The sequence below is a fragment of the Thermophilibacter provencensis genome, assembly GCF_030372065.1.
Taxonomy (GTDB): domain Bacteria; phylum Actinomycetota; class Coriobacteriia; order Coriobacteriales; family Atopobiaceae; genus Thermophilibacter; species Thermophilibacter provencensis_A.
Map to the genome: position 1 here is coordinate 24,015 of NZ_JAUDEA010000001.1, position 24,077 is coordinate 48,091.

Genomic DNA, 24,077 nt, shown 5'->3' on the forward strand with positions numbered 1-24,077 from the left:
AAACGGCCTGTTGCGTGGCCACTCAACGCACAGCATAAGGATGCTGTTTGGAACGCACCGGAGCGAAAGTGCCCGGATGTATGTGCACGATAAGTCCCCTTGCGCCCGAACCGCGCACTACGGAAGATGACTACGAGAGACCCAATACGAGCGCGAGCTTTTCTGTCACCTCGTCCATCCGTTCTCTCTCCAAGACACCAATTCGCTTGCCCAACATACTGCGGCTGACGGAAGCAATTTTGTCCGTCATCACATAACTCGTTCGCTCGAGTCCATTATCTTTGGACGGCTCGACTCGTACGCGCGTCGGTATATTGGAGCTCTCGAACGTTGTCATCAGGCAGAGCACAACGGAATCGAAACCACTTATCTTGTCGCTCTGCACAATGACGACTGGACGCGCTTTGCTCGCGTAGAGGTCATCCCTCATCGTCCAAATCTCACCGCGCATCACTCATCATCCTCAAGGCGAGCCGATTGGAAAACTCCGCTGCTTCCTGCTCAGAAGTGAAAGCCTCGACCTCGGGCTCTGCCAAGCGCACTTCAAACGGGAAACCACGATGTGCGTTAAACGCGGAAACGAAGATGCGCATAGCATCCGCAGGCGTAGTACCCAATAGCCGCGTTATCTCGCGAAAACGCGCCGCCTCAGCATCTTCAACACGCGTAGCAAGTTGCGAACTCATAGCAGCCTCCAACATTCTGTTGAGATTCGCTATGAATTGTACCCAGATTGTCATATCTATCATTCCAAACTCTGCGAACGCGCTCCACTTCGCCACTTGAGAACCTAGCTTCATACCAGCGTCGCCTCATCTTCCAACAGCCACTCGATCTTGTCGCCAAAGGCGGCTATGTCCTCGTCATACACATGCATGAAATCGAGAATGGTCCCACAGCTCTTTGGGAACATGCCCTCGCAATACACGGGGATGACGTCGCGAGGAACCACACCTATGAGATCCTCCCCTTTGAAGCGAGCGAGGATCGCGCGTGCGTCTCTCAGGACAGCAGGAAGCCCCGCGCGCTTGAGCGCAACATAGAAACGCACGGATTCAACCGCCCGATTCCATGCCTTACCGGCCACTACGTAGTAGTAGCCCCATGATTGCTCTGCAGCTCTGAATTCCTCGTCAGAGAGCTCTCCGACGCGGTGTCGAAACTCCGCCTCCCGTCCGTCATGACACACAAAGAGACTCACGTGCGTGGAGTTGCCGCCCCGGCACACCTCCCATGGGTGTCCGCCCCTGCGGGCCCGGTCGAAGAACCACGCATCCCAGGCCGCAGGACTGGTTAGGTCGATGCCTGACCCAGAGCAGAGCCCCATCCCCTTGCCGGTCAAACCCTCATCGCGCCCGTCCGCATAACGGATGTAGAGCTCATCGAGCGGAAGGCGCTCACCGCCTTTTCCGCAGACGTCGTACCCACATGCCTCGTAACCGAGCGCGCAAGCAGCAAGGAAATCGTTGCCCGTCATCGAGGCCAAGCGACCAATCGAGCCTGCGTCCTCCGCATTCGCAGTGGCATATTCGCAGAACGCACGATATGTGCCCTCATCCATACCGTTAAAGATGGCATCCCGTTCTTCTGGTCGCGCAGTCCAGACCACATTTCGCTCGACCACGCCAGCGCGCAGGCAATACGGAAGCTGCTCGGCAACGGCTGCGTTATACGACCCCTCCCGCAGCGCGCGCATGCTTTCGCATGCAGAACGAGCCAGCAGGTCGAGCAGAATGACCGCGTGTTCTTCGAGCCAATCTAAGTCAGCGGGTTTTTTCTGGGAGTCAGCGCAGAGCACCATCACGTTACCAACCGACACCGCCCGACAGAGTTCGTTCTCAACCACAACGAGCTCATACCACGAATAGTCGTCGGGGTATTCATTTTCCCACAGCTCGACATATTCCTCGCGCGAAGAAACCTCCCCCTCGGCAAGCAGTTCCTCGTAATCGCCGAAGTCATCCAAGCTCCCACGCGATATTTTGAGCCAGATGGACTTCACCTCATCGTTGTCAGCCAAAGGCTTGAGGTCAGCAAGGACGTCGACGAGTCGGTCAAGCGCATCGAGCACCTTTCTCGTCTGAGCGGAGGGATTCTTGTATCCCCTACCGAAAGCCCTAAGAAGCCTATCGATTTCGGGAGCAACGAGCTTCCATTCCATGCACGCCTCCAATTCACATGGCGCTCCTGATAAAGCATAGATTCATAAGCTGATCGCAAGCTGCGGCACAAAGACCGAGTGCCTAACGAACCAGCGCGCAAACCCGCACGCCGCTCTTCTCGTCAAAATGATTGATGGACTTCTTGGCCATAGCTGAACCCCCGCCTCACTCGCGGCAAATTAACCTGCATAGACTGTGAGTCCGGACTCTTGGGGTGCCGGAAGACGGGGGCGCGTGCCCGCCCGGGGGCTTCAAGTGTGACCAGTCCCTGCTACCCCTGATCACCCGCCGGCACGTACCATTGGGGGCCTCCGTGCCGCTCTTGTCGCTCCCGTACCTTGCTGAGAGTATAGCACAAGAAGAAACATTTGTTCGTATCAATTTGATACTCTGCCGCGTCTCTTTCCGAGCAGCCCGTTCTTCTCGTCCACGACTCTGAACTGCGAGAATGCGAGAAGAACCATCAGGAGACCCGTCAGGCAAGGGACGCGCGCCACATAACCTCGCGCGCCTGTGCTACGATTCGTCCGACCCAACGGGTCTCTGACGAGGGCAGCCGTACCAGAATCGCAAAGACGGCGCATCTATCTGGGAGGTTGTCATGGATTGGGTCATCTTGGTCGTGTCGGGCGCGATGGAGGCCGTGTGGGCCCAGGCCCTCGACCGCTCCGAGGGCTTCACGCAGCCCGTCCCCTCGATCGTGTTTCTCGTCGCGCTCGCGGCGCCACGAGCCATGTGCCAACTACCATAAGGACGAGCGCGAGGACAAACGTCGGCGCAAGCGGCGTGCGGAACAGAGCGAACGCCAGCGCACTGCCAATGAAGGGGTTCACCGCGTAGAACGCGCTCGTTCGCGCCGCCCCCAGGTCGCGCTGGGCGCGCACGTAGCAGGCAATCGACAGCCCGTATGAGACAAACCCGAGCAGGAGCGCAAGCCCCGCGTCAACGAGCGTCGGCAGGGCGTCGCCCGCGCAGAGCGCCACGACAAGCGCGCCGGCACCCGAGCCCCACCCCTTGATGACGACAATATGAACCGGATCGCAGTCCGACAACCTATTCGTGCAGTTGTTCTCGATGCCCCAGCACAGACATGCTGCAAGCGTGAGAAGCGAGCCGACGGAGAACCCCCACGCCCCTGCGTCCCAGGACAAGAGGACACATGCCAGGGAGATGACTCCAATGCCGACTGCCACACGACCCCCTACCCGCTCCCCGAACACGAGGCGGGCGATAAGGGCGGTCGCCACGATCTCAAAGTTGTTCAGCAGCGACACGCTTTCCGCCGACGAGAGGGACAGTCCGGCCATAAGGAGCAACGGCGCCGCTACGTCGAGAGCGACCATCGCAGCCACATAGGGGGCGTCCGCGCGCTCGAGGGGCCGTCCGCGAACCTCGCCCTCACCTCCGCGTGCGCCGCTCGCGAGCGAAAGCATCGTCATGCCAGCGCCCGCGCCAAGATACAGCAGCGCCGCCATCATGTTCGGCGCGACGTCGGCAAGCAGCACCTTGGAAAACGGCGTGCTCAGAGCATAGAGCGCTGCCGCGGCGAGCGCGAAGGCAACGCTTCGCCCTGTACGACCGGACAACACGCAACGCCTCCCCGATTCTGAACGACCTGCTCAACCTGTTTCAACAGTAAAGCAGGCAATACAACACCGCAAACTGTCAAGAGAAGTAAGGAGGAGCGCATAAGCTCCCGTCACAGACCTCGCAATCGCAGAGCATTCGCAAGTACGTCCCGATAGCGCGGCTCATCGCCCGCGAGCTCACGCCACCCAGAGGACGCGACGCGCTCGGCAAACGCCTGGCGCATGAGCGATGCTACTTCGTCCGACTGTCGGGACTTGTGAGCTGCCCAGGCTTCTCCAGCTTGGGCGGGGTCGAGGCGATCGGCCATGCGGTCCCAGAGCGGAGAGCCGGACGGGTCCGAGCACGCCGAGACGGCCGCCAGATCCTCTGAGGCCCGAGCAAGGGCGTCGAGCGCAGCGTCCTTCTCGCCAGCCTTGCGCAGCACCTCCGCAACCTCAAGGGACATTGTTGCCGAGAAAAACGGGTTCACCGTGCCCATGTCAAGCGCCTGGAAGACCGCTTCGGCGGCATTGCCAGCCGCGAGCGCAAATGCCGCATCATCTCGCATCCCCACCTCCTGCATGAGCGACGAGAGCACGAAGCTCGCCGCGCGCAGGCGCTCTGCCTGCAGGAGCCCGAGAGCCTCGTCGTCACGGGCGAGCTTGCGATAGGCGGAGGCCAGAAGCATCGTCGAGGCGCTCGAGTCCTGACGGCGCACGAGCGGCTCCAAGAGCGAAGCAGCCTCCGCGTAGCGACCTGCCTGGAAGAGCGTCGTGGCCTTCTGCTGCTGCGCGAGATAGAGGGTCGAGGGGTCCGTCGCCACCTCGAGCACGCGACCGAGCAGGGTGAGCGCCTCGTCGGCGAGGTCGTCGGCATCAAGCGGGGCATCGGGCGAGCCGTCCTTCTCGCCCGCGGGCGTAAACGGCGTTGCCATGTCGCCCGCCCAGACCGTGAGGAGCGACGCCAGCATGAGCAGCAGGTTCACGTCCGAGTAGTGCTCCGAGGCAAGCGCGCGCAGTCGCTCGTGCGCGGCGCCAAGGTCCTTCTCGCCCAGCGCGCAGACCTCGGCGTAGAGCGCGGCAGATTCCTCGCTCGTAAACTCGTCGCGCCAGTCGAAGAGCTCGTCCAGGGTGAGCGAGAAGTACGCGGCGATGCGCGGCAGCAGGCTCACGTCCGGGAGGCTCTGGCCGAGCTCCCACTTGCTCACGGCGGCCTTGGAGACGCCGAGGTGGGCGGCCAATGCCTCCTGCGTGACGCCCGCGCGGCGCCGCTCTCGTGCGATCGTACGGCCAATGTTGATGCTCTCGCTCATGGCTCCCCCTCGACGTTGCAGCCGGCTTTCACCTCCAGTATGTGGTCGAGCGTCAGTGGAATCAAAGGAGCGATGGTTGACATCTCTCGCACGCGGTCAACCGAGGCTCGACGCCGCGCACTAAAGCCGCACGAACATGCGGCGAGAATCGCTCGCCAGGCGCTGGAACCCAAAGTGAGCGTAGAAGCCCTCCGCGCGCTCGTCGGCCGGGTCGACGACAAGCGCCCGCGATGCGACGATGCGAGACGCCGCAGCCGCGCGGCGAATGGCGTCCTGCAGCAGACGGGCTCCCGCCGACTCCCCCTGGTAGCGCTCGTCAACGGCAAGCTGGCCAAGCAGCGTGCAGGGGATCGGGTTCGGGGCGTTTCGGCGCAACGAGCCGGCAAGCGTCCCAACGCGCGCAACCGCATGGGTGCTCAGGGCATAGAAGCCACAGATCTCACCGGTAGCGAGGGACAGCACGTACACCCGCGCCGTTCCGTCGCGCATCGCGCGGTGCGCGCGCTCCTTGAGCCAGGTGTCATTGTCGTTGTTGCCGGAGCTAAACCCGCTCACGTCGTCATCGTCGCGAAGCGGGCGGATACGACGAAACGCTAGTCCTCCCATGAGAACTCGCGATCGAGCAGCTCGCGGGTGGCCGCGGGAACGGCAGAGTCAAGCGCGCTCGCAAAGCGCCCGTAGTCATCCGCGGAGAGGTAGGTCGTAGTCTCGTCGCTCACCTGCCGACGAACCTCAAACGGGAAGCCGCCGCACTCGTTGAACATGTGGACGAAGACCTTGATGGCAGCGGACGGCGTCAGGCCCAGAGCAGCGGTGTTCCTGACAAAGGCGTCCTTCTCCTCTGTGCTCAGCTTGGTATTGAGCGACGTCATTGTCGTTGCCATAGAACCTCCCCTTCCGCTTGTCCAAGTGTCATTGGTTGATTCCATTTATACCACGTTAGACCACATTGTAATCCCTATTGATTGGTAATTGGCTGGCTCACGCCCCACCCAGCAGCACGCGCGAGCACTCGCGGACGCAGAGCAGGTAGTACAGGGCGAGAAGCCCGAGCGTACCCACGACCGAGCAGGCCGCGATGGCGAGAAACACCTCGTCAGGCACGCCGCGCGCGAGCTGGCGCACCAGCATGAGCCCAAAGCAGTCGTGCGCCACCGCAAGCGCCGCGGGCAGCGCAAAGGCAACGCCCACCTGCGCCCGCACGGCACCGCGCGCCTCCCGCTCGTCCGTCCCGAGCGCCATGAGCGTGGCGTAGGCGCGCCGGCCGTCTGCGGCCTGGCTCACCTGCTGCAGCGCGAGCACCGCAGCGGCCGCCACGAGAAACGCCTCCCCGTAGAAGATTCCCACGTAGCCGATTGGCGCGAGCGACGCCTCCGAGAGCGCCCCCGGGTCCTCGAGCCCGGCTGCGCGCTGCCCAACCGAGAAGAGAAGCCCCGCGCAGATCATGCAGACCGCGCAGGCCACGAGCACGCACGTGCACGAGAGCGCCTGGCACCCCGTGGACACGTGGCCCTCCACCTGCCGCAGCGTGAAGGCGCGCATGCCCTCCCAGTAGCGGGAGCCACGACGCACGCGACCGGGCACGCCCGTCGCCACCAGACGAAAGACGAGCGAGGTGGCCACGTAGGCAGCCCATCCCATCGGCAGGATCGCGAGCACAAAGAGCCCGGGCTGGGCCACGCACGTGCCCCACACCACGGCGAGAAGGACCACGGCCAGCGCCGCCTGCACGCGCGTCACGCCGCGATGCGTCGCAAAGGCGAGCCGCTCCGGGGCGCGGTCCCGCTCGAGAAGCTCCACGAGCGGCCGGCGCAGCACGTCCACCACGGAGAGCGCGATCGCCAGCCCCTCGATCCCGGCAAACCACGAGAGCGCGTCGAGCGCGGCCGCGGGCGAGAAGGACCAGGCGAGCCGCCACGGCACGCCAAAGACGAACGCCGCCACCGCACCAAAGGCCGGCGACGCCGCCGCTCCGAGCGCAAGTCCCGCCGCCAGCGCCGCGAGCCCCACGAGCGCGCTCTCCACCGCGAGGATCGCCGCAAGCGCCGGCGCGCGCATGCCGAGCAGCGCGTACGTCCCAAACTCCCGCGAGCGCCGGCGCACGATGAAGCGCGTGGCGTAGGCCACGAGCACGGCGAAGACCAGCACAACGAAGACCGAGAAGGCGCCCGTGATGTCGCGCGCCTTGTGGATGACCTCGAGCTGCGTGCCCGTGAGCGGCATCGCCATGAGGTAGTCGCCCGAGGCGTTGAACGAGTAGAGCAGGCACGTGGCAAAGGAGAGCGTGACGAGGTAGACCGAGTAGTCGCGCGCGCAGCGCGAGACGTTGCCGAGCGCGACGCGCAGGGTGACGGGCATGGCGGCTCCTTTCGGGCGGCGTCAGTAACGAGCCCATCGTCCTTCTCGCCCGCCCGGCGCGCCATCGCCCGGACTTATGCTCCCCTAACGGTTTTGCAAGGTTACCTGTCGGCGCGCGCCGCCAACCCCCAGCTCACCTGCTGTAAACTGGGACTCTACCAACGGTCGAGCCAACTCAACTGGCGGTCGGTTGAGCGCGGGGCGCTGTCGCGTGACGATGGCCCTGCCAGACGGATTCCAGCGAAAGGACCATCATGACCAAGCAGACCTTCGGCGCCACCATCTCCGCCCTGCGCAAGGAGAGGGGCCTGACGCAGCTCGAGCTTGCCCAACAGATGGGCGTCACGGACAAGGCGGTCTCAAAGTGGGAGCGTAACCTGTCGTTCCCGGACGTGGCGTCGCTGCCTAAGCTCGCCGAGGTGCTCGGCACCTCGGCGGACGAGCTGCTCGAGGTGAAGACAGCGGCGCAGGAGGAATCGGCGACCTCCAAGGTGCCCGCGCTCGTTGAGCTCGTCCTCAAGGCGGTCGCGCTCGCCATGGGCGTAGGCGTGACCGCGCTCACCATCATGGACGAGGTGGAGCCGAGAAACGCGCTCGGGCTCCTGGGCATTGGAGTCGCGTGCCTGGCGCTCGTCCAGCTCATGCACACCCCCGAGCAGGAGTGATACAAAGGGACTGTCCCCTCGCATCAGTCGCCCTAGCGGGAAAGTACGCCCCGGGCCTTCCGGCGGAGACCGTAGACGCCGAGGTCGCGCGCCTCTTCGCGCGGACCACGATCGCCGACCTTCTCGCCCAGCTCTAGGCCGTTTCCGCGCAGCCGCGCCCAACGAGTCCGCGGCTCGTCGCAAGGAGGCCAACTCAACCACAAAGGGCCGGGACCGTCGCTGGCGGCCCCGGCCTCTCCGCCTCTCCTCGCTGCGCCTACGCGCCGAGCCTCTCCTTGAGGGAGATCAGCTCGCGATAAGTGTCGGCGAAGTTCAGCGCCATGAGCTTGCAGGTCTCGGCGCTCGCCATCTGGTCCTCGGCGTGGAGGAGCAGAAGCGGCAGCGTCTCCTTGCTCTCACCGGACGCCTCGGCCTGGAGCAGCCTCATGTGCACCTCATGCCCGCCGTTGTACGCCTCGTCACCCTGCTTGACCAGGTCGGCCGCCGCGTCGAAGTCGCCCTCCTTGGCCTTGGCGATCGAGTTGACGTAGCAGGACTTTGCGGTGCCCACGTAGCTGATGATCTCGAAGCAGATCTGCTCGAGCTCGTCCATGTCTTCCATCTCAGCCTCCTAGCTGACTAGCCGAGCATCTTCTTGACGTCATCGAGAATCTTAGCGGCATTCATGCGACCGTAGTCGACCATCGGGATGACGGCGACGGGGATACGCCCCTCGACGGCCTTCTCGAAATCGCCCTTCGCGTAGCCAATCTGAGGTCCAAGGAGGATGACGTCGGCCTCGTTGATGTGGTCCATGGCCTCGTTCATCGGGCGCGCCTCGATTGCGACCTCCTCGCCGCGAGCCGCAGCCTCCTTCTGCATCTTCTGGACGAGCAGGCTCGTGGACATGCCCGCGTTGCAGCACAGCATGATCTTCATGATCTGTCCTTTCCGACCGGCGTACCGGTCCTTGCATCCGACGACCGCCAGATGACGGTCACCGCTTCTTGACATGGGACCCCCTCGGGACACCTCCCGGGGGGCACCCTCTGCGGACAAGCTGGTATGGCCCGTCCGCAGAGAGCAGGGGGAACTACGCGACTACTCCTGAGCTATCTCGAACTGCTTGCGCTGCGCGGTCTCCGACGCCTTCATAAAGGGCAGGTAGATCAGCGTGAAGATTACCAGCAGCACGATCTGGAGAATGCCCGCGCGGATATCACCACCCGTGGACAGGACGCCCGAGGCAATGATTGGCGTGGTCCAGGGCACCTGGATGCAGGTGGGGTTGACCAGGCCGACGGCCGTGGCGAAGTAACCGACGAGAATACCGATGATGGTGTTCAGCACGAACGGCACCATGAGCGGGATGTTGAACACGATCGGGTAGCCGTAGATGACCGGCTCGTTGATGTTGAAGACGGCAGGCAGGATGCCGAGCTTGGCCACCTCGCGGGAGGGACGCCACTTGCCCCAGATGAACGTTGCGATGAGCAGCGCCAGCGTGCAGCCCGAGCCGCCCATGAGCGCGTAGACGTTGATGACGTTCATGTTGAGCCACAGGTCCGGGTTGGCGATGACCGCGTCGATGCCGCCGGCGCTGTACACGCTCGTCGCCTCGACGAGCACGATGGTGAGGATGGGCTCGACGAGCACGCCGTTGATGGTGGACTGGTGGATGCCGAGGGTGAACAGGAACACGCCGAGCGAGTAGATCACCACGAGGCCGACCGGGTTGGTGGTAAGGGAGCGCAGCGGAGTCTGGATGAAGGTGTTAATGAGAGCAGTGACGTCAGTCTGGAAGCCTGCGTAGAGAACCATCGAGAGCACGCCGAAGGCGCCCAGGGTGAGCAGCATCGGGATCAGGACGTTGAAGGACTTCTCGACCGCGGGCGGCACGCCCTCGGGCATCTTGATGCGCAGCTTCTCGATGCCCGAGACCTTGATGAAGAGCGTGGGCGCAAACAGGCCGATGATGATGGCGGTGAACATGCCGTTGGTGCCAGTGTAGTTCGTGATGAACGCGCTCGAGACCTGGGCGGTGGTCACCTCTTCGGCCACGTAGAGCGGCGATGACGTAGCAAGGTTGGCAGCCACCGTCTGCGGCATCATGATGAAGAAGACCGCGAGCGCCACCACTACGCATGAGACGGGGTTGTCGAAGCGCTTGTTGTTCGCGAAGCTGTAGCCCACCATGGCGCATAGCAGGATGGCTGAGATGGAGAGCGCACCCTGCGTGAGCGAGTTGCCCCAGTACTGGGCCGTGGCGAGCACGTCGGCGTTCGGGAAGAGCCCGGGGTTGCTCGGGTCCGCGCTCCACAGGAACGTGAAGACCACGTTGTTGAGCAATGCGGCGATGCCGGCAAGGATGAAGATCGGCATGATGGTGGCGAAGCCATCGCGCAGGCTGCGCAGGTGCACCTGGTTGCCGACCTTGGCGGAGACTTCCGCGAACTTGTCGAGGAAGCTTTGTCCGTTGGCCATGTCTTTCACTCCTAACTGAACTGTTGGAAACATTAGCCGTGCCATCGCGCCCCTCTCCAGGGGGGCGCGTATCCGATGACCGAACCAGGGGGGAGGGAGCCCGGGACCGTTCCTCCCGATCCGGACCAAGGACCTACTTCACCACGTGCGTCGTGGTGACCTCCTTGAGCCAAGCGGCTGATTTCTTGGGCCTGCGCTCGTAGTTCTCCATGAGGTCGACCTCGACGAAGCCATAGCGGTTCTTGAAGGCGTTCGCCCAGGACCAGTTGTCAATGAGGCCCCAGTAGTGGTAGCCGCGGCACTTGGCGCCGTCGTCGATCGCGCGGGCGATCCAGGAGAGGTGGTCGCGCACAAAGTCGACGCGGTAGTCGTCCTGGATCTGGCCGCTCTCGTCGCGGTTCTTGTACTCGCCCTCGATACCGATGCCGTTCTCGGACACGAACCACTCGAGGTCGGGGTACTCGTCACGGCACTTCATGCCGAAGTCGTAGATGCCCTTGGGGTAGATCTCCCAGCCGCGGCTCTCGTTCATGACGCGCTCGGGCCAGACGTAGGGCTCGGCAAAGAGAGGATTGCCCCACTCGTCATGATCGCGGCTCGGCGCCTGCACGCGACAGGGCTGGTAGTAGTTGCAGCCGAGCCAGTCCACGACGCCCGAGCGCAGGACCTCCTCGTCACCGGGGCGAGCCGGGACCGGCGTCCCAAGGCGGGCGAGGGTCTCGAGCACGTCCGCGGGCAGGCTGCCCTTGGTCGCGAGGTCGAGCCACCAGCGCGTGGTGAGGCCGTCGTTCATGCGCAGCGCCTCGAGGTCGGCCTCGCTCGGGTCCTCCTTGGTGTAGGAGGGGCTGAAGTTGCACACGATGCCAATCCTCGCGTCCGGACGGAGCGCGCCCTCCTCGCGCGCCGCGCGGTAGCGGGCGACGCCGAGCGCGTGCGCGATCGAGATGTTGTACTGCGCCACCACGGCCTCGCGGAAGCTGTGGTGCTGCGGGTACCAGCCACCGTGCCAGTAGCGGTTCTCGGGCTCGACGCTCGGCTCGTTGAACGTGAACCAGTACCGGACCTCCTTGCCGAACTCGTGGAGCGCCTTCTCGACGTAGTTCGCGTACGCCTCGCAGGTCTCGCGGCTCTCCCAGCCGCCGCGGCGGAAGAGGAAGGTGGGGAGGTCAAAGTGGTAGAGGGTCACGAAGGGCTCGAGCCCTTCTTCGCGCGCCGCGCGGAAGAGCTCGTGGTACCAGGCCGCGCCCTCGGGGTTGACGTTGCCGTCGGCATCGAGCAGGCGGCTCCACTGGATCGACGTGCGGAAGCTGTCGAGCCCGAGGCCCTTGAGGATGGCAAGGTCCTCCTTGTAGTGGTGCATGAAGTCGTTGCCCACGTAGGAGCCCACGCGGTTGTAGAACGCCTCGATGTCCTCGTTGGACCAGGTGTCCCACACGTTCTCAAGCTTGCCGCCTACGTTCCAGCCTCCTTCCGTCTGCGGGCCGGACATAGCCGCCCCGAAGAAGAAGTTCTCGGGCAGGGTCAGTTCTGCCATGACGCCTCCGTTTCCTCGCTCGTCCTGCGCGGCTCTTTGTCGCGCTTTGTTAGTTGAATTGTAGCGCTCTTATTTTCTCTATGTAGCGGATTTATTACCGACAAAGACGGGAACAAAGGAAGATAATGGATTACGTCAGACGAGAATCACGTCGATGAGCTGGGGTTTTACAGCCGACCAGCCCGACGGGGCACAACGCGCACGAACCCGCACCCTCTTGCCTGACCGTAAAATCAAACCGCTCGCGGGCGAAACAAGACCGTTCGCGGAGCGCATCGAGGACCGCGGGAGGCACGAGGGAGGCCGCCATGCTCAAGTACGAGACGATTGCCCAGAACATCCAGAGCCGCATCGAGAGCGGCGACCTCGCCCCCAACGACAAGCTGCCGACGGTCGTCGACCTCTGCGACCGCTACGGCGTGAGCAAGATCACCGTCAAGCGCGCCTTCGAGATCCTCACCGAGAAGGGCCTCATCGCCAGCAAGCGCGGGTCGGGCACCTACGTGAAGAACACCACCGAGCTCTTTGACACGGGGAGCGTCGACCCGTTGCTCGTGGGCGAGGACGGCACGCGGGAGGACACGTTCGGGTTCACCAGGTCCGACCAGCCGATCGGCTTCACCGCCTCGCACAGCGCGCGCGGGAGGAGCGTGAGCTCGGTGGTCTACGACTTCTCGGTCACGAACCCGCCCGAGAGCGTCGCGCGGCACCTGAACATCTCCCCCTACGACTTCACCTACTACTTCTGCCGGGTGCGCTGCCTCGAGGGCGAGCCCATCACGATTGAGTACACGTACATGCCGATCGACGTGACACCCGGTCTCAAGCGCGACCAGCTCTATCACTCCGTCTATGCGTTCGTGCAGGACACGCTCGGGCTGAAGATCTCGAGCTTCCACCGTATCATCCGTGCCGTGGGCGCGACCGAGGAGGAGGCCGAGCGCCTGCAGCTCGACACGAGCGCTCCGCTGCTCGAGATCTCCCAGGTCGGCTTCCTCGATGACGGAACACCCTTCGAGTTCTCCGTCGCACGCAGCAACGGCAAGCGCTCCGAGCTGCGCGACGTGAACGTCATATAGGCGAAAGACGAAGGCAGGAGAGAGACATGAAGAGGCTGGCGGTTCTCGACGTAGGCGGCTCTGCGATCAAGTACTGCACTATGAGCGACTCGGGACTCGAGGACAAGGGCCAGGTGCCCACCCCCGACGGAAAGAGTCACGACCCCGAGGCGTTTCTCGAGACCATCGAGGGCATCCTCAGCCGCATGGGCGACGTCGAGGGTCTGGCCCTCTCCATGCCCGGGGAAATCGACGCGAGCCGGAAGTACATCCGGACGGGCGGCGCGCTGCTCTACAACTACGACGTCGACGTGACGGAGTGGGAGAGGCGCTTCGGCCTCACGATCGAGGTCGAGAACGACGCGCGCTGCTCGGCGATCGCCGAGCTCGCCCGCGGCAACCTGCAGGGCGTGGACTGCGGCGTGGTGCTTGCGTTTGGGACGGGCATCGGCGGCGGGGTCGTCGCCGGCGGCAAGGTCCTGCGAGGGGCGCACCTCTTTGCGGGGGAGGCGTCGAAGGTTCTCACCTCCTGGCCCGAGGACCCCCGGGACCCCATCGCGAGCGACCAGCTCTGGTCGTCCTCCTGCTCGACGAAGTCCCTCTGCCAGCGCGTCGCCCGGGCAAAGGGGGTCGACAGCTGCGACGGGCGGCAGCTCTTCGGCTGGCTCGGGGACGGGGACGAGGTCGTCGCCGGGGTGTTCCGCCAGGTGTGCGACGAGATTGCCGTGCAGATTCACAACATCCAGTGCTGGCTCGACCCCGAGCGCATCTGCCTCGGCGGTGGCATCAGCCAGAACCCGCTCTTCGTGGAGGGCGTGAGGGACGCGCACCGACGCTTCAACGCCTCGTTCGGCGACGTTTTCCCCGAGACGGACATCGTGGCGTGCCGGTTCTTCAACGATGCCAACCTCATCGGCGCCTTCGAGCACTTCCTTGCCATGCAGCGGTCACGCTAACGCGCAGGCGCGCCCCGGTTACGTACGCTCCCGGCGGTTACGTACACTGTTGCGACTTCCATATCGAGAAGCCCAACGCCCCGACCTGGGGTTTCTCGCCAAACGGCAAGACATGAGATTTTGAATAGTGTACGTAACCGACCGCGCATGATCCAAAAGGGGACTGTCCCCTTTTGGATCATGCGCACCGCCCGCAGTCGGAGCAGCCGTTGCAGATGAGACGCTGGCCGCACGTCTCGCAGCGCTCGCGGAAATGAGGCCGATAGAGCTCCTCGGCGGGAATCGGCAGACCGAGCGGGTCGTGCAGGTGCCACTCGATCGAACGGCCCGCGCGGCTCACACCGGACTTGTACGCCTGCTCGCTCTGCAGCCGGTGGTCGCGCAGGCGTCGGTCTTCTCGATGTCGTCCTTGTTGAGCACGCCCGGCACCAACACCTCGCCGACCATATCCCACTTGTTGAGGGCGCAGGTGCGCTCCATGGGCACGCGCACGCCGTCGAGCGCCGTCGGATCCTCCTCCTCGCAGCAGGCGATGAGCGCGCACTCCTTGCCGGCAATGTCCTTGCCGCCCACCACGAGCGAGTAGATACGGTCGATGACGGCCTTGATCTGCGCGGGAATCGAGTACCAATTCACGGGCGTGGCGAAGACGAGCACGTCGGCTTCGAGAATCGCCGGAGCGATGGTGTTGAAGTCGCCATTGAAGCCGCAGGCCTTGCCGGCGCTGTAGCAGGTCTCGCACGCGTGACATCCGCCGATCTTCATGAACGCGGCGTCGAAGCGCGTGACCTCGTGACCGAGCTTCTCGGGGGCATCCACGAATGCGTCCACCATCGCGAAGCTGTTGCCGCCCTTGCGCGGGCTGCCAGTGATGACAACGACCTTCTTGCCCATGATTGCTCCTCTCCTCTTTTGGCGACCCCTCGCCTTCCGGACATAATCGTAGGAGAATGCTTGTGCGATAATAAGTACGTATAGCAAAGTTTAGTACTTACCTTAAGTAAAGTGAGGAAGCATGAACTGCCACATCTCGGAGGCACAACTGGGCGAGACGGGCTTCTCGTACACCCTGTCGCTCATCAGCGGCAAGTACAAGATGACGATCCTCTACGCGCTCATGGAGTTCGGCGTGGTGCGCTTCAACGAGCTGCAGCGCTACATCGGCACCATCTCGTACAAGACGCTCTCCTCCACGCTCAAGCAGCTCGAGGCCGACGGGCTCGTTCACCGCGAGGAGTACCCGCAGATCCCGCCCAAGGTGGAGTACAGCCTCACGGGGCGCGGACGCTCCCTCGTGCCGGTGCTCGACCTCATGTGCGAGTGGGGCGAGCAGCACCGCCGGTAGCCGCGGCGCCCGGGCGCTAACCCCAAAGACAGTACTGGCACGCGCTGCGGGCGGGCCGTATGCTGCGGGTAACGCAAGGTCCCGTGAAAGGAGCGCACCATGAAGAGGAGCCTGGGCAACGCGGGCGAGCTGTTCCCGCAGTCGGTGTTCATCATCGCGAGCTACGACGAGGACGGCGTGCCCAACGCCATGAACGCCGCGTGGGCGGGCGAGTGCAGCCGCCACGAGGTCTGCTTCAACATCGGCGACCACAAGACCACGGCCAACATCGTCAGGAAGGGCGCCTTCACCGTGGCTCCGGCCGACGCCGCCAACGTGGTCACGGCCGACTACTTTGGCATCGCCACCGGCAACAAAGTCAACAAGGCCGAGAAGAGCGGGCTCACGTTCATCCGCTCCGAGCATGTGGACGCGCCCGTGATCGAGGAGTACCCGCTCACCATGGAGTGCGAGGTCACCGCGATCGACGGCGACGAGCACGGCGCGCGCGTGGTGGGCAGGATCGTGAACGTGCTCGTGGACGAGGACATCCTCGACGCCGACGGCAAGGTCGACTTCTCCGCGTGGCGCCCGCTCGTCTACGACGCCTCCCACATGACCTACCGCGTGGTGGGCGAGGAGGTCGGAGGCGCCTGGAACGTGGGCAAGCCGCTCGTGTAAGCCGCGCGCCCGCGCAACCGGCTCAGCGCGTCCGGTGAGCCCTGGCCGAGAAGCCCCTTCTCACCATGCGGGCGGAAGGGCGCCTAGTACCAGTCGTGCTTCTCGCCGCGGTCGAGCGCGTCGATGCGGCCCATCTCCTCGTCCGTCAGGCTGAAGTGGTAGAGCTCGGCGTTCTCGCGGATGTGGTCGGGGTCGCTGGAGCCGGGTATCACCACGACGCCCTTCTGCAGGTTCCAGCGGAGGATGGCCTGCGCCGGGGACACGCCGTGCGCCGCGGCGACCTCCGCGATCACGGGGTCCCCGAAAAGCTCCGCGGTGTGGCCGCGCCCTCCGAGCGGGTACCAGCCCTGCACCACGATCCCCCGCTCCTGGATGAAGGGGATCACGTCGTTCTCCTGGTAGTAGGGGTGAATCTCGTTCTGCACGAGCGCGGGGGGCGTCTCCACCCGCGGGAGGAAGTCGGTCAGCTCCTCCACGTACCAGTTGGACAGGCCGACCGAGCGGATGGCGCCCGCGTCCACGAACCGCTCCATGGCCTGGTAGGCCAAGACGTCGTTGCGGTCGGGGTGGTGCAGGAGCATGAGGTCCACGTAGCCGATGTTCAGCCGGTCGATGCACGCCTGGATGGCGAGCTCGGGGTCTGCCATCTCGGAGCCGGGGTAGATCTTGGTGGTGACGAACAGCTCCTCGCGCGTGACCACGCCCTCGTCGATGGCCGCGCGGACGGCCTGGCCCACCTCCTCCTCGTTGCCGTAGGCCGAGGCGGTGTCGAAGAGCCGCGCCCCGGCGTCAATGGCGGCGCGCACCGAGGAGACGCACTCCTCGCCGTGCAGGCTGTAGGTACCAAGGCCGTTCAGCGGCAGCGCGTAGCCGCTGTTGAGCATGACCGTCCTGGTGTCGAAGTTGAAGACGCCCACGTCGGAGCCTCCTTGCGTCGTAGGTGTGGTCGCGGCGGGACCCGCGCGCGGCGGGCCCCGTCACGGCCTTTAGGCCAGGTACTGGGCGAAGAAGCCCTCCAGCTTGTCCCAGGGGATGGCGCCCTTCTCGCCCCCGTCGTAGAGGTCGGTGTGCGTGGCGCCGGGGATGACGAGCAGCTCCTTGTTCTCCGGCACGGGGTTGCCCTCCATCAGGTGCTCGAAGGCCTCCTTGCCGAAGTAGAAGGAGTGCGCGGCGTCGCCGTGCATGACGAGGACCGCGGAGCGGATCTCGTTTGAGTAGCGCAGAATGGGCTGGTTCATGAAGGACATGCAGCCGATCACGTTCCAGCCGCCGTTGGAGTTCAGCGAGCGCGCGTGGTAGCCGCGCGACGTCTTGTAGTAGTCGAAGTAGTCCCTCACGTAGAAGGGGGCGTCCTCCGGCAGCGGGTCCACCACGCCGCCGCCGAGCGCGTAGGTGCCCGCCTCATAGTCCGCGAGGCGCTGGGCGTTCAGGGCGACGCGCTTGGCGTGTCGGGCCTCCTCCGAGTCCTCGGCGTCGAAGTAGCCGTTGGCGTTCACGCGCGTCATGTCGTACATGGTGGAGGCGACGGTCGCCCTCACGCGCGTGTCGAGGGCCGCCGCGTTGAGCGCCAGGCCGCCCCAGCCGCAGATGCCCAGGATGCCGATGCGCCTGGCGTCGACGTCCTCGCGGCAGGAGAGGTAGTCCACCGCCGCCTGGAAGTCCTCGGTGTTGATGTCCGGCGAGGCCATGTAGCGCGGCTCGCCCGAGCTCTCCCCCGTGAAGCTAGGGTCGAAGGCGATGGTCAAGAAGCCGCGCTCGGCGAGCGTCTGGGCGTAGAGGCCCGCGCACTGCTCCTTCACCGCGCCAAACGGTCCGCACAGCGCGATCGCGGGAAGCGTGCCGTCCTCGCCGGCTCGCGAGCGATCGCGCGGCACGTAGACGTCCGCCGCCAGCGTGAAGCCGTAGCGGGTGCGAAACTCCGTCTTGCCGTGCTCGACCCTGTCGCTTGCCGGGAACGTCTTGTCCCACTCGCTCGTCATGCTCAGCGTCTGCTCTGCCATGGTGTTGCCCCTTTCCTTGAGCGCCTACGTCCGTTCTTCCTCCATGCGTCTGATCAGGTAATCGAGGCAGTCGACGCGCGCCTGGCTCTCGTGAAGGGCATCCATCAGGTCGCACCGGTGCCTCCGGAGCGCCCTGACCGCGTCGTCGACCCGATGGCTCTCGCAGAGCCGGCGGACCGCCTCCGACGTCCCCTCGTCGCATCCCGCGTCCCTGAGCGTCTGCGCCAGATCGTCCATGTTGCCTCTCACCTCCCTGTCCGACTTCGTTATACGTCGGCCGAGAGGGGTGCGCTAATGGCTATTCTGTATATCGTGATATGAAGAAACGGAATGTCACGAGCGGGGGTCCCATGGAGCTGAGAACGATGCGCTACTTCCTGGCCGTCGCGCGCGAGGAGAACATGACCCGCGCCGCCGAGCAGCTCCACGTGACCCAGCCGACCCTCTCCAAGCAGCTGAAGTCCCTGGAGCGGGAGCTCGGCAAGAAGCTGTTCGTCCGTCGCAGCTTCTCCATCCGCCTCACCGAGGAGGGGATGCTCCTGCGCAAGCGCGCGGAGGACCTCGTGAGCATGGCCGACAAGATCGCCGAGGAGTTCCACGGACTCGACGAGGTGCTCGGCGGCGACATCTACCTGGGGCTCGCGGAGTCCTACCAGATCCGCCGCCTGGCCGCGGTCATCCGCTCGCTCAGGGCCCTGTACCCCAACCTGCGCTACCACATCACGAGCGGCGACACCGAGCAGGTGACCGAGAAGCTCGACCGCGGTGTCATCGACTTCGCCGTGCTCGCCCAGGAGCCGGACACCGCCAAGTACCACGCCCTGCCGCTCCCCGAGCCGGACGTGTGGGGCCTGGTCGTGCCCGCCGGCCACCCGCTGGCGTCGAGGGACGCCGTCACCTTCGACGACCTCGTGGGCCTGCCGCTGTTCTGCTCGGAGCAGGGCTGGGACGACGACATCGCGCGCTGGTGCGGCGAGGGCCGCGACCGCCTGCGCCTGGAGGGGTCCTTCCGCCTGTCCTACAACGGGTCGCTCTTCGTGAGGGAGGGCCTCGGCTGCCTGCTCACCTTAGACCACCTCGTGGACACGAGCCCCGGAAGCGGGCTGGTCTTCCTGCCCCTCGCGCCGCGGCTGGAGACGCGGATCCAGCTCATCTGGAGGCGCTACCAGGTGTTCAGCCCCATCGCCGAGCGGTTCTTGGAGGCGGCGCGCAAGGCGTTCTCGGACGACGTCCGGATGCGGGGCGTGATCGGAGAGCACTTCGACGACGTCCAGCGTGCCGCAGAAGATGCAATGGCCTCTGTTACGCTGGAGCAAGTCATTGCGCAATATCGTGAGCGGGTCGACGCTCTCTAAGGAGGTCCCATGGCGCGCAAGCCGATCGCGGAGATGTCGTTCTCGCAGGTCTATCCCCTGCTCGTGCAGAAGGCCGAGCGCAAGGGACGCACGCGCGCGGAGGTCGACGCTGCGTGCTGCTGGCTCACCGGCTACGACGAGGCGGGTCTCGCCCGGCAGCTTGAGCGCGGCGTCACCTACCGGGAGCTCTTCGACGAGGCGCCGAAGCTCAACCCCAACCGCACGCTCATCACCGGCAAGGTCTGCGGCGTGGACGTGGCCACGATCGAGGACCCGGTGGAGCAAAACGCCCGCTACCTGGACAAACTCGTCGACGAGCTCGCCCGCGGCCGCGCCCTGGAGAAGATCCTGCGGAGCTAGCGCCGAGCGGCTCACGCGTTATCAGCCGCGGTAGCGCCACATGTGGTCCACGGGACCGGAGCCGCGGCCCAAGTTCAGGCCGGAAGAGAGCGCGCCGGTGAGGTAGTCCTTCGCGTGCAACACCGCCTCGGGCAGCGCGAGACCCTCCGCCAGGCCGCAGGCGATGGCGCTCGAGAGCGTGCAGCCCGTGCCATGGGTGTTCCCGGTCTCCACGCGCGGGGCTCGCAGCCACGTCACGCGCGGGGCGCCCTCGTCATCGACGGCCGACTCCACCAGCACGTCGTTGGCGTCCGCCACGCCGTGCCCGCCCTTGACGAGCACGGCGCAGCCCAGGCGCTCCGCAAGCGCGAGCGCGGCCGTCTCCTGCTCGTCCTCGTTTCGCACCGGCTCGCCGAGCAGCGCCTCCGCCTCGGGGATGTTGGGCGTGACCACGCGTGCGAGCGGCAGCAGACGCCTCACGAGCGCCCCCGCCGCACCGTCGTCTATGAGGCGCGCGCCCGAGGTGGCCACCATCACCGGGTCCACGACCACGTTCTCGGCGCCCCAGCGCTCGAGCCGTTCTGCAATGGCCTCGACGATCGCCGCGGAGGACACCATGCCCACCTTGACCGCGGCGGGCGGGATGTCCTCGAAGACGGCGTCGATCTGCTCGGCCACCATCTGGGACGTGGCCTCCATGACGTCGCGCACGCCACAGGTGTTCTGCGCCGTGAGCGCGGTTATCGCGGTCTCGGCAAAGAGCCCGTGCGCGGCGATGGTCTTGATGTCCGCTTGGATGCCCGCACCGCCGCTCGAGTCCGAGCCGGCGATGGCGAGCACCGCGGGAACGCTCCAGCTCCCCATGTCCATGAGACCCCCTATCTCGACTCCACGGCGTCCTCGGCAAGGCGGCGCAGCTCGCGCGTCGCGGCCTCGATGTCCTCGGCGGCAAAGATAGCCGAGACCACCGCCGCGCCGGCGGCGCCCGTCCCCGCGAGCGAGGGCAGCGTGCGCGCGCTCACGCCCCCGATGGCCGTCACCGGAATGTCCACGGCGGCGCAGATGCGCGCGAGGTCCTCGAGGGACACGGCCACGGTGTCGGACTTGGTGGACGTTCCAAACAGCGCCCCCACGCCCAGGTAGTCCGCTCCGGCAGCCTGCGCGGCGAGCGCCTCATCCACCGTGTGGGCGGAAACCCCCACGATGGCGTCCGGCCCGAGCGCCTCGCGCGCGGCGGCGCACGCCGTGTCAGACTGCCCCACGTGCACGCCGTCCGCGCCGCTGCGCCGGGCCGCCTCCACGTCGTCGTCAATCACGAGGGGCACGCCGGCCGCGTGGCAGAGGGGCAGGAGCTGGCGCGCCTCCGCCACAATCTCGTCCGTCGAGAGGCCCTTCTCGCGGAGCTGTACGAAGGTGGCTCCGCCCGCAACCGCCGCGCGGACGCAGTCCACGAGCGAACGCCCCCTGAGCCAGGAGCGATCCGTCACCGCGTAGAGCAGCATGCCGCGGCGGATGTCGGCGGGCGAGAAGGACCCGCGGAAGACGGGTCCCACTTTTATGTGATTGGCGTCCATGAGGGGCGTCTCCTTTCCTGGGCTCACGCCATTGCGTCGGACATGCGAACGGCACCGGCGGCACCGGCGGCGCGGACGGTAGGCTCGGTGGCGTCGGTGATGCCGCCGAGGGCGAGCACCGGCACGTGGGCCGCAGCGATGACCTGCTCGAGAAACGCGACCCCGCGGCCCGGGAGTGGCTTGCACGACGGCGCAAAGACGGGGCTCGCCACAAGGTAGTCAGCGCCGAGCCCCTCGGCAACCGCCACCTCGTCCACCTCGTGCACGTTGGTACCGACGAGGTCAAACCCCTCCGGGCGGCCGTCACGCTCAAGCGCGGGCAGCGGCAGGTGCAGGCGCGACGCGCCGGCCTCACGGGCGGCGAGCACGTGGCCGTGGGCGATAAAGGCGACGCCCGCGCGGTCGCAGGCCGCCATGACCTCGCGGGCAAGCGCAGCGTACGCACCGTCGTCCAGGTCCTTCTCGCGCATGATGAGCGCGTCGTAGGCACCGGCGACCCGCGCCACCTGCTCGGGCAGCGGCCGCGCGCAGCGGCGCCGGTCCGTCATGGCAACGCGCAGGAAGCCGCCATCAAAGAGCGATCCCATAGGCGCCCTCACACCAGAACGTGGTCGTTCATGACCGGCTCGAGCCCCATGTCGCGCATGGCGGTGCACATCTCGGCCAGGCTGCGGCTGTCGTCGATCTCAAACTGGTCGTCGCCCTCCTCAGCCTGGTGCGTATGCTCGCCGATGCCCGTGGACACGCCGGCCGAGACCTTGGTGGCCGTGATCGTGGCCACGTGGTCGCGGAAGCGCGCCGACTCGCGCGACGAGACCGTGACGCCGGCAAAGGGCATGAACAGGCGGTAGGCGCAGATGACCTGCAGGAGCTGCGCCTCGCTCACGTGCGGCCCGTTGGGCGTGACGGCGCCCGCGGCGGGACGCAGGCGCGGGCACGAGAAGGAGATCTCCGCGTGCGGGTAGGCCCGGCTCACGTAGTAGGCGTGCAGCGCGCAGGCGAGCGCGTCGTGGCGAAACTCCGAGAGGCCCAGCAGCGGAGCGAAGGCCACGCCGCGCATGCCGCCCCTGAGCGCGCGCTCCTGCGCCTCGAAGCGGTAGGGCATGATGCGCTTGCGGCCGCGAACGTGGAGCTTGGCGTAGCGCGCCGGGTCATAGGTCTCCTGGAACACGGTCACGAAGTCCGCGCCAGCCTCGTGCAGGCGCGCGTAGTCGGCCACGTTGGCGGGGTACACCTCGACGCCAACGTTCCTGAAGCGCGCGGCCGCGAGCTCGCAGGCGCGTGCGATGTAGTCCACGTCCGACGTCACCGGGTCCTCGCCGGTGAGCAGCAAGATCTCCTCCTGGCCCGTGGCGGCGATGGCGTCGAGCTCGGCGATGGTCTGCCCCTCGTCCAGGCGGGCGCGACGGATGCCGCTCTCGCAGTTGAAGCCGCAGTACACGCAGCGGTTCTCGCAGTAGTTTGCCAGGTAGAGCGGCGTGAAGAACTGGATGTTGGTGCCAAACCAGCGCACGCGCTCGGCACGGGCCCGCTCGGCCATCTCCTCGAGGAAGGGCTCTGCCGCGGGCGACACGAGCACACCGAAGTCGGTGGGCTCCACCACGTCAGCGTCGAGCACGCGGCGCACGTCGGCGGCGGTCACGGCGTCGGGATCGTAAGCCTCCACGGCGTCGAGCACGCGGTCGAACATGCCGTTGTCCAGGACGTCCATGTCGGGCAGGAAGGTCATGGGGTCCAGGCCGTAGTCGGTGCGGATGGCGCGCGCCATGTCCTTCTCGTCCATGGAGACGATGCGGCGGCAGCGCTTGCCCACCGGCATGGTCTCAGGCCCCGCGACCTGCACGTTCTTCTCGTCCGCGCTCATCGGGCCTCCTCCCCCAGAAATCCGGTGAGCGGGCTCGAGGCCTCGCCCGCGCCGGCGAGTACGCGACCAGGACCCGCAAGGAACGCCGCGCGACCGGCCCGCACCGCGTCGCCAAAGGCGCGCGCCATGAGCGGGATGTTGCCGGCGGTGGCCACGGCCGTGTTGGCCATGACGGCAGCCGCGCCCATCTCCATGGCCTCGCACGCCTGCGACGGGCGCCCGATGCCCGCGTCCACGATCACCGGCAGGTCAATCTCCTCTATGAGGATGCGGATGAAGTCCCGCGTCACCAGGCCGCGGTTGGAGCCGATGGGCGCGCCGAGCGGCATGACGGCGGCCGCGCCCGCGCTCACCAGGTCGCGCGCGACGTTGAGGTCGGGGTACATGTACGGCAGCACCGTGAAGCCCTCGCTCGCCAGCATGTCGGTGGCGCGGACGGTCTCTGCGTTGTCGGGCAGGAGGTAGCGCGCGTCGCGGATGACCTCGACCTTGATGAAGTCGCCGCAGCCAAGCTCGCGCGCGAGGCGGGCGATGCGCACGGCCTCCTCGGCCGTGCGGGCGCCCGAGGTGTTGGGCAGAAGCGTCACGCCCTCGGGCACGGCATCGAGGATGCTCCCCTCCTGATTGGTGTTGGCGCGGCGCACGGCAAGGGTCACAATCTGCGCGCCTGCGTCCTCCACGGCCGCCCTGACCACGTCGAGTCTGAACTTGCCCGACCCCAGGATGAAGCGCGACGCAAACTCCTTGCCGCCGAGGGTCCAGGTGTCTGCGGTGGGCGCGACGGCGCCCGATGCGATGTGCTCTGTCATGGTGCTTCCTTTCGTTGATGGGCGCCACGGGCACTGGGCCCCGCAAAACAGGTC

29 protein-coding genes are annotated in these 24,077 nt (G+C 65.9%); 7 read left to right on the top strand and 22 right to left on the bottom strand.

Features of this window, described 5'->3' with window-relative positions; genetic code table 11:
• Positions 1–130: 130 nt before the first annotated feature.
• The 8 genes from QUW25_RS00120 to QUW25_RS00155 all read right to left on the bottom strand — a co-directional run bounded on the left by QUW25_RS00120 (position 131) and on the right by QUW25_RS00155 (position 7,401).
• The gene (locus tag QUW25_RS00120) at positions 131–451 is read right to left on the bottom strand and encodes a type II toxin-antitoxin system PemK/MazF family toxin (RefSeq protein WP_289510480.1); all 321 of its coding nucleotides are present in this window, start codon (positions 449–451) and stop codon (positions 131–133) included.
• The gene (locus QUW25_RS00125; protein WP_289510204.1) at positions 441–800 is read right to left on the bottom strand and encodes a type II toxin-antitoxin system RelB/DinJ family antitoxin; all 360 of its coding nucleotides are present in this window, start codon (positions 798–800) and stop codon (positions 441–443) included. The genes QUW25_RS00120 and QUW25_RS00125 overlap by 11 nt, the downstream gene beginning before the upstream one ends.
• The gene (locus QUW25_RS00130; protein WP_289510205.1) at positions 797–2,161 is read right to left on the bottom strand and encodes a hypothetical protein; all 1,365 of its coding nucleotides are present in this window, start codon (positions 2,159–2,161) and stop codon (positions 797–799) included. The genes QUW25_RS00125 and QUW25_RS00130 overlap by 4 nt, the downstream gene beginning before the upstream one ends.
• Positions 2,162–2,839: 678 nt before the next feature.
• Positions 2,840–3,748, bottom strand: coding sequence for a DMT family transporter (locus tag QUW25_RS00135; protein ID WP_289510206.1), 909 nt, complete (start codon positions 3,746–3,748; stop codon positions 2,840–2,842).
• Positions 3,749–3,861: 113 nt separating this feature from the next.
• The gene (locus QUW25_RS00140; protein WP_289510207.1) at positions 3,862–5,043 is read right to left on the bottom strand and encodes a helix-turn-helix domain-containing protein; all 1,182 of its coding nucleotides are present in this window, start codon (positions 5,041–5,043) and stop codon (positions 3,862–3,864) included.
• Positions 5,044–5,163: 120 nt separating this feature from the next.
• Positions 5,164–5,649 carry a GNAT family N-acetyltransferase gene (locus tag QUW25_RS00145; RefSeq protein ID WP_289510208.1) on the bottom strand — a complete coding sequence of 162 codons (486 nt, stop codon included), beginning with the start codon at positions 5,647–5,649 and terminating at the stop codon, positions 5,164–5,166.
• Complete coding sequence (locus QUW25_RS00150) at positions 5,637–5,927, bottom strand: type II toxin-antitoxin system RelB/DinJ family antitoxin (protein ID WP_289510209.1); 291 nt, start codon at positions 5,925–5,927, stop codon at positions 5,637–5,639. Before QUW25_RS00150 ends, QUW25_RS00145 begins: the two co-directional genes overlap by 13 nt.
• Positions 5,928–6,024: 97 nt before the next feature.
• Complete coding sequence (locus QUW25_RS00155) at positions 6,025–7,401, bottom strand: FtsX-like permease family protein (RefSeq protein ID WP_289510210.1); 1,377 nt, start codon at positions 7,399–7,401, stop codon at positions 6,025–6,027.
• 254 nt (positions 7,402–7,655) lie between these two features.
• On the opposite strand from QUW25_RS00155, the gene QUW25_RS00160 reads away from it, so the two are divergent.
• Positions 7,656–8,066 carry a helix-turn-helix domain-containing protein gene (locus QUW25_RS00160; RefSeq protein ID WP_289510211.1) on the top strand — a complete coding sequence of 137 codons (411 nt, stop codon included), beginning with the start codon at positions 7,656–7,658 and terminating at the stop codon, positions 8,064–8,066.
• A gap of 256 nt (positions 8,067–8,322) precedes the next feature.
• Here the strand turns inward: QUW25_RS00160 and QUW25_RS00165 are convergent, their stop codons facing one another.
• The 4 genes from QUW25_RS00165 to QUW25_RS00180 form a co-directional block, all read right to left on the bottom strand.
• Entirely contained in the window at positions 8,323–8,667 is a 345-nt protein-coding gene (locus tag QUW25_RS00165; protein WP_289510212.1) for a PTS lactose/cellobiose transporter subunit IIA, read from the bottom strand.
• 17 nt (positions 8,668–8,684) lie between these two features.
• Positions 8,685–8,984: a PTS sugar transporter subunit IIB gene (locus QUW25_RS00170; protein WP_354003608.1), complete on the bottom strand. Its 300-nt coding sequence runs from the start codon at positions 8,982–8,984 to the stop codon at positions 8,685–8,687.
• Between the two features lie 162 nt (positions 8,985–9,146).
• Positions 9,147–10,529: a PTS sugar transporter subunit IIC gene (locus QUW25_RS00175; RefSeq protein ID WP_289510213.1), complete on the bottom strand. Its 1,383-nt coding sequence runs from the start codon at positions 10,527–10,529 to the stop codon at positions 9,147–9,149.
• Positions 10,530–10,662: 133 nt separating this feature from the next.
• Positions 10,663–12,063: a glycoside hydrolase family 1 protein gene (locus QUW25_RS00180; protein ID WP_289510214.1), complete on the bottom strand. Its 1,401-nt coding sequence runs from the start codon at positions 12,061–12,063 to the stop codon at positions 10,663–10,665.
• A gap of 308 nt (positions 12,064–12,371) precedes the next feature.
• On the opposite strand from QUW25_RS00180, the gene QUW25_RS00185 reads away from it, so the two are divergent.
• Both QUW25_RS00185 and QUW25_RS00190 read left to right on the top strand, forming a co-directional pair.
• A complete protein-coding gene (locus QUW25_RS00185) occupies positions 12,372–13,142 on the top strand; it encodes a GntR family transcriptional regulator (protein ID WP_289510215.1) in 771 nt (256 codons plus the stop codon).
• 26 nt (positions 13,143–13,168) lie between these two features.
• Positions 13,169–14,077: an ROK family protein gene (locus tag QUW25_RS00190; RefSeq protein ID WP_289510216.1), complete on the top strand. Its 909-nt coding sequence runs from the start codon at positions 13,169–13,171 to the stop codon at positions 14,075–14,077.
• 178 nt (positions 14,078–14,255) lie between these two features.
• On the opposite strand, the gene QUW25_RS00195 is transcribed toward QUW25_RS00190, so the two are convergent.
• The gene (locus QUW25_RS00195) at positions 14,256–14,417 is read right to left on the bottom strand and encodes a hypothetical protein (protein ID WP_289510217.1); all 162 of its coding nucleotides are present in this window, start codon (positions 14,415–14,417) and stop codon (positions 14,256–14,258) included.
• Positions 14,414–14,971 (bottom strand): flavodoxin family protein, encoded by a 558-nt coding sequence (locus QUW25_RS00200; RefSeq protein WP_289510218.1) that lies wholly within the window; start codon positions 14,969–14,971, stop codon positions 14,414–14,416. The genes QUW25_RS00195 and QUW25_RS00200 overlap by 4 nt, the downstream gene beginning before the upstream one ends.
• 121 nt (positions 14,972–15,092) lie before the next feature.
• Between QUW25_RS00200 and QUW25_RS00205 the strand changes: the two genes are divergently transcribed.
• Both QUW25_RS00205 and QUW25_RS00210 read left to right on the top strand, forming a co-directional pair.
• Entirely contained in the window at positions 15,093–15,422 is a 330-nt protein-coding gene (locus tag QUW25_RS00205) for a winged helix-turn-helix transcriptional regulator (protein ID WP_289510219.1), read from the top strand.
• 99 nt (positions 15,423–15,521) lie between these two features.
• A complete protein-coding gene (locus QUW25_RS00210) occupies positions 15,522–16,082 on the top strand; it encodes a flavin reductase family protein (protein WP_289510220.1) in 561 nt (186 codons plus the stop codon).
• Positions 16,083–16,165: 83 nt separating this feature from the next.
• Here QUW25_RS00210 and QUW25_RS00215 read toward each other — a convergent pair whose 3' ends face one another.
• The 3 genes from QUW25_RS00215 to QUW25_RS00225 all read right to left on the bottom strand — a co-directional run bounded on the left by QUW25_RS00215 (position 16,166) and on the right by QUW25_RS00225 (position 18,319).
• Positions 16,166–16,999: an aldo/keto reductase gene (locus tag QUW25_RS00215; RefSeq protein WP_289510221.1), complete on the bottom strand. Its 834-nt coding sequence runs from the start codon at positions 16,997–16,999 to the stop codon at positions 16,166–16,168.
• 69 nt (positions 17,000–17,068) lie between these two features.
• Positions 17,069–18,082, bottom strand: a complete 1,014-nt coding sequence (locus tag QUW25_RS00220) for an alpha/beta hydrolase (RefSeq protein ID WP_289510222.1) — start codon at positions 18,080–18,082, stop codon at positions 17,069–17,071.
• A gap of 24 nt (positions 18,083–18,106) precedes the next feature.
• Positions 18,107–18,319: a hypothetical protein gene (locus QUW25_RS00225; RefSeq protein WP_289510223.1), complete on the bottom strand. Its 213-nt coding sequence runs from the start codon at positions 18,317–18,319 to the stop codon at positions 18,107–18,109.
• A gap of 113 nt (positions 18,320–18,432) precedes the next feature.
• On the opposite strand from QUW25_RS00225, the gene QUW25_RS00230 reads away from it, so the two are divergent.
• Both QUW25_RS00230 and QUW25_RS00235 read left to right on the top strand, forming a co-directional pair.
• On the top strand, positions 18,433–19,437 hold the full coding sequence (locus QUW25_RS00230; protein WP_289510224.1) for a LysR family transcriptional regulator: 1,005 nt from the start codon (positions 18,433–18,435) through the stop codon (positions 19,435–19,437).
• 9 nt (positions 19,438–19,446) lie between these two features.
• Complete coding sequence (locus QUW25_RS00235) at positions 19,447–19,797, top strand: DUF2200 domain-containing protein (RefSeq protein WP_289510225.1); 351 nt, start codon at positions 19,447–19,449, stop codon at positions 19,795–19,797.
• Between the two features lie 21 nt (positions 19,798–19,818).
• Here the strand turns inward: QUW25_RS00235 and thiD are convergent, their stop codons facing one another.
• The 5 genes from thiD to QUW25_RS00260 are packed head-to-tail and all read right to left on the bottom strand — an operon-like array spanning position 19,819 to position 24,023.
• Positions 19,819–20,646 (bottom strand): bifunctional hydroxymethylpyrimidine kinase/phosphomethylpyrimidine kinase, encoded by an 828-nt coding sequence (gene thiD / locus QUW25_RS00240; RefSeq protein WP_289510226.1) that lies wholly within the window; start codon positions 20,644–20,646, stop codon positions 19,819–19,821.
• 8 nt (positions 20,647–20,654) lie between these two features.
• Complete coding sequence (gene thiE / locus QUW25_RS00245; protein ID WP_289510227.1) at positions 20,655–21,350, bottom strand: thiamine phosphate synthase; 696 nt, start codon at positions 21,348–21,350, stop codon at positions 20,655–20,657.
• Positions 21,351–21,373: 23 nt separating this feature from the next.
• Positions 21,374–21,937, bottom strand: coding sequence for a thiamine phosphate synthase (locus QUW25_RS00250; protein WP_289510228.1), 564 nt, complete (start codon positions 21,935–21,937; stop codon positions 21,374–21,376).
• 8 nt (positions 21,938–21,945) lie between these two features.
• A complete protein-coding gene (gene thiH / locus QUW25_RS00255; protein WP_289510229.1) occupies positions 21,946–23,214 on the bottom strand; it encodes a 2-iminoacetate synthase ThiH in 1,269 nt (422 codons plus the stop codon).
• Entirely contained in the window at positions 23,211–24,023 is an 813-nt protein-coding gene (locus tag QUW25_RS00260; protein WP_289510230.1) for a thiazole synthase, read from the bottom strand. The genes thiH and QUW25_RS00260 overlap by 4 nt, the downstream gene beginning before the upstream one ends.
• Positions 24,024–24,077: the final 54 nt, after the last annotated feature.

What these genes read in the sequence shown, in the direction of transcription:
- QUW25_RS00120 (WP_289510480.1), bottom strand. Translation starts at nt 451, where the DNA reads ATGCGCGGTGAGATTTGGACGATGAGGGATGACCTCTACGCGAGCAAA.
- QUW25_RS00125 (WP_289510204.1), bottom strand. Translation starts at nt 800, where the DNA reads ATGAAGCTAGGTTCTCAAGTGGCGAAGTGGAGCGCGTTCGCAGAGTTT.
- QUW25_RS00130 (WP_289510205.1), bottom strand. Translation starts at nt 2,161, where the DNA reads ATGGAATGGAAGCTCGTTGCTCCCGAAATCGATAGGCTTCTTAGGGCT.
- QUW25_RS00140 (WP_289510207.1), bottom strand. Translation starts at nt 5,043, where the DNA reads ATGAGCGAGAGCATCAACATTGGCCGTACGATCGCACGAGAGCGGCGC.
- QUW25_RS00145 (WP_289510208.1), bottom strand. Translation starts at nt 5,649, where the DNA reads ATGGGAGGACTAGCGTTTCGTCGTATCCGCCCGCTTCGCGACGATGAC.
- QUW25_RS00150 (WP_289510209.1), bottom strand. Translation starts at nt 5,927, where the DNA reads ATGGCAACGACAATGACGTCGCTCAATACCAAGCTGAGCACAGAGGAG.
- QUW25_RS00155 (WP_289510210.1), bottom strand. Translation starts at nt 7,401, where the DNA reads ATGCCCGTCACCCTGCGCGTCGCGCTCGGCAACGTCTCGCGCTGCGCG.
- QUW25_RS00160 (WP_289510211.1), top strand. Translation starts at nt 7,656, where the DNA reads ATGACCAAGCAGACCTTCGGCGCCACCATCTCCGCCCTGCGCAAGGAG.
- QUW25_RS00165 (WP_289510212.1), bottom strand. Translation starts at nt 8,667, where the DNA reads ATGGAAGACATGGACGAGCTCGAGCAGATCTGCTTCGAGATCATCAGC.
- QUW25_RS00170 (WP_354003608.1), bottom strand. Translation starts at nt 8,984, where the DNA reads ATGAAGATCATGCTGTGCTGCAACGCGGGCATGTCCACGAGCCTGCTC.
- QUW25_RS00175 (WP_289510213.1), bottom strand. Translation starts at nt 10,529, where the DNA reads ATGGCCAACGGACAAAGCTTCCTCGACAAGTTCGCGGAAGTCTCCGCC.
- QUW25_RS00180 (WP_289510214.1), bottom strand. Translation starts at nt 12,063, where the DNA reads ATGGCAGAACTGACCCTGCCCGAGAACTTCTTCTTCGGGGCGGCTATG.
- QUW25_RS00185 (WP_289510215.1), top strand. Translation starts at nt 12,372, where the DNA reads ATGCTCAAGTACGAGACGATTGCCCAGAACATCCAGAGCCGCATCGAG.
- QUW25_RS00190 (WP_289510216.1), top strand. Translation starts at nt 13,169, where the DNA reads ATGAAGAGGCTGGCGGTTCTCGACGTAGGCGGCTCTGCGATCAAGTAC.
- QUW25_RS00200 (WP_289510218.1), bottom strand. Translation starts at nt 14,971, where the DNA reads ATGGGCAAGAAGGTCGTTGTCATCACTGGCAGCCCGCGCAAGGGCGGC.
- QUW25_RS00205 (WP_289510219.1), top strand. Translation starts at nt 15,093, where the DNA reads ATGAACTGCCACATCTCGGAGGCACAACTGGGCGAGACGGGCTTCTCG.
- QUW25_RS00210 (WP_289510220.1), top strand. Translation starts at nt 15,522, where the DNA reads ATGAAGAGGAGCCTGGGCAACGCGGGCGAGCTGTTCCCGCAGTCGGTG.
- QUW25_RS00220 (WP_289510222.1), bottom strand. Translation starts at nt 18,082, where the DNA reads ATGGCAGAGCAGACGCTGAGCATGACGAGCGAGTGGGACAAGACGTTC.
- QUW25_RS00225 (WP_289510223.1), bottom strand. Translation starts at nt 18,319, where the DNA reads ATGGACGATCTGGCGCAGACGCTCAGGGACGCGGGATGCGACGAGGGG.
- QUW25_RS00230 (WP_289510224.1), top strand. Translation starts at nt 18,433, where the DNA reads ATGGAGCTGAGAACGATGCGCTACTTCCTGGCCGTCGCGCGCGAGGAG.
- QUW25_RS00235 (WP_289510225.1), top strand. Translation starts at nt 19,447, where the DNA reads ATGGCGCGCAAGCCGATCGCGGAGATGTCGTTCTCGCAGGTCTATCCC.
- thiD (WP_289510226.1), bottom strand. Translation starts at nt 20,646, where the DNA reads ATGGACATGGGGAGCTGGAGCGTTCCCGCGGTGCTCGCCATCGCCGGC.
- thiE (WP_289510227.1), bottom strand. Translation starts at nt 21,350, where the DNA reads ATGGACGCCAATCACATAAAAGTGGGACCCGTCTTCCGCGGGTCCTTC.
- QUW25_RS00250 (WP_289510228.1), bottom strand. Translation starts at nt 21,937, where the DNA reads ATGGGATCGCTCTTTGATGGCGGCTTCCTGCGCGTTGCCATGACGGAC.
- thiH (WP_289510229.1), bottom strand. Translation starts at nt 23,214, where the DNA reads ATGAGCGCGGACGAGAAGAACGTGCAGGTCGCGGGGCCTGAGACCATG.
- QUW25_RS00260 (WP_289510230.1), bottom strand. Translation starts at nt 24,023, where the DNA reads ATGACAGAGCACATCGCATCGGGCGCCGTCGCGCCCACCGCAGACACC.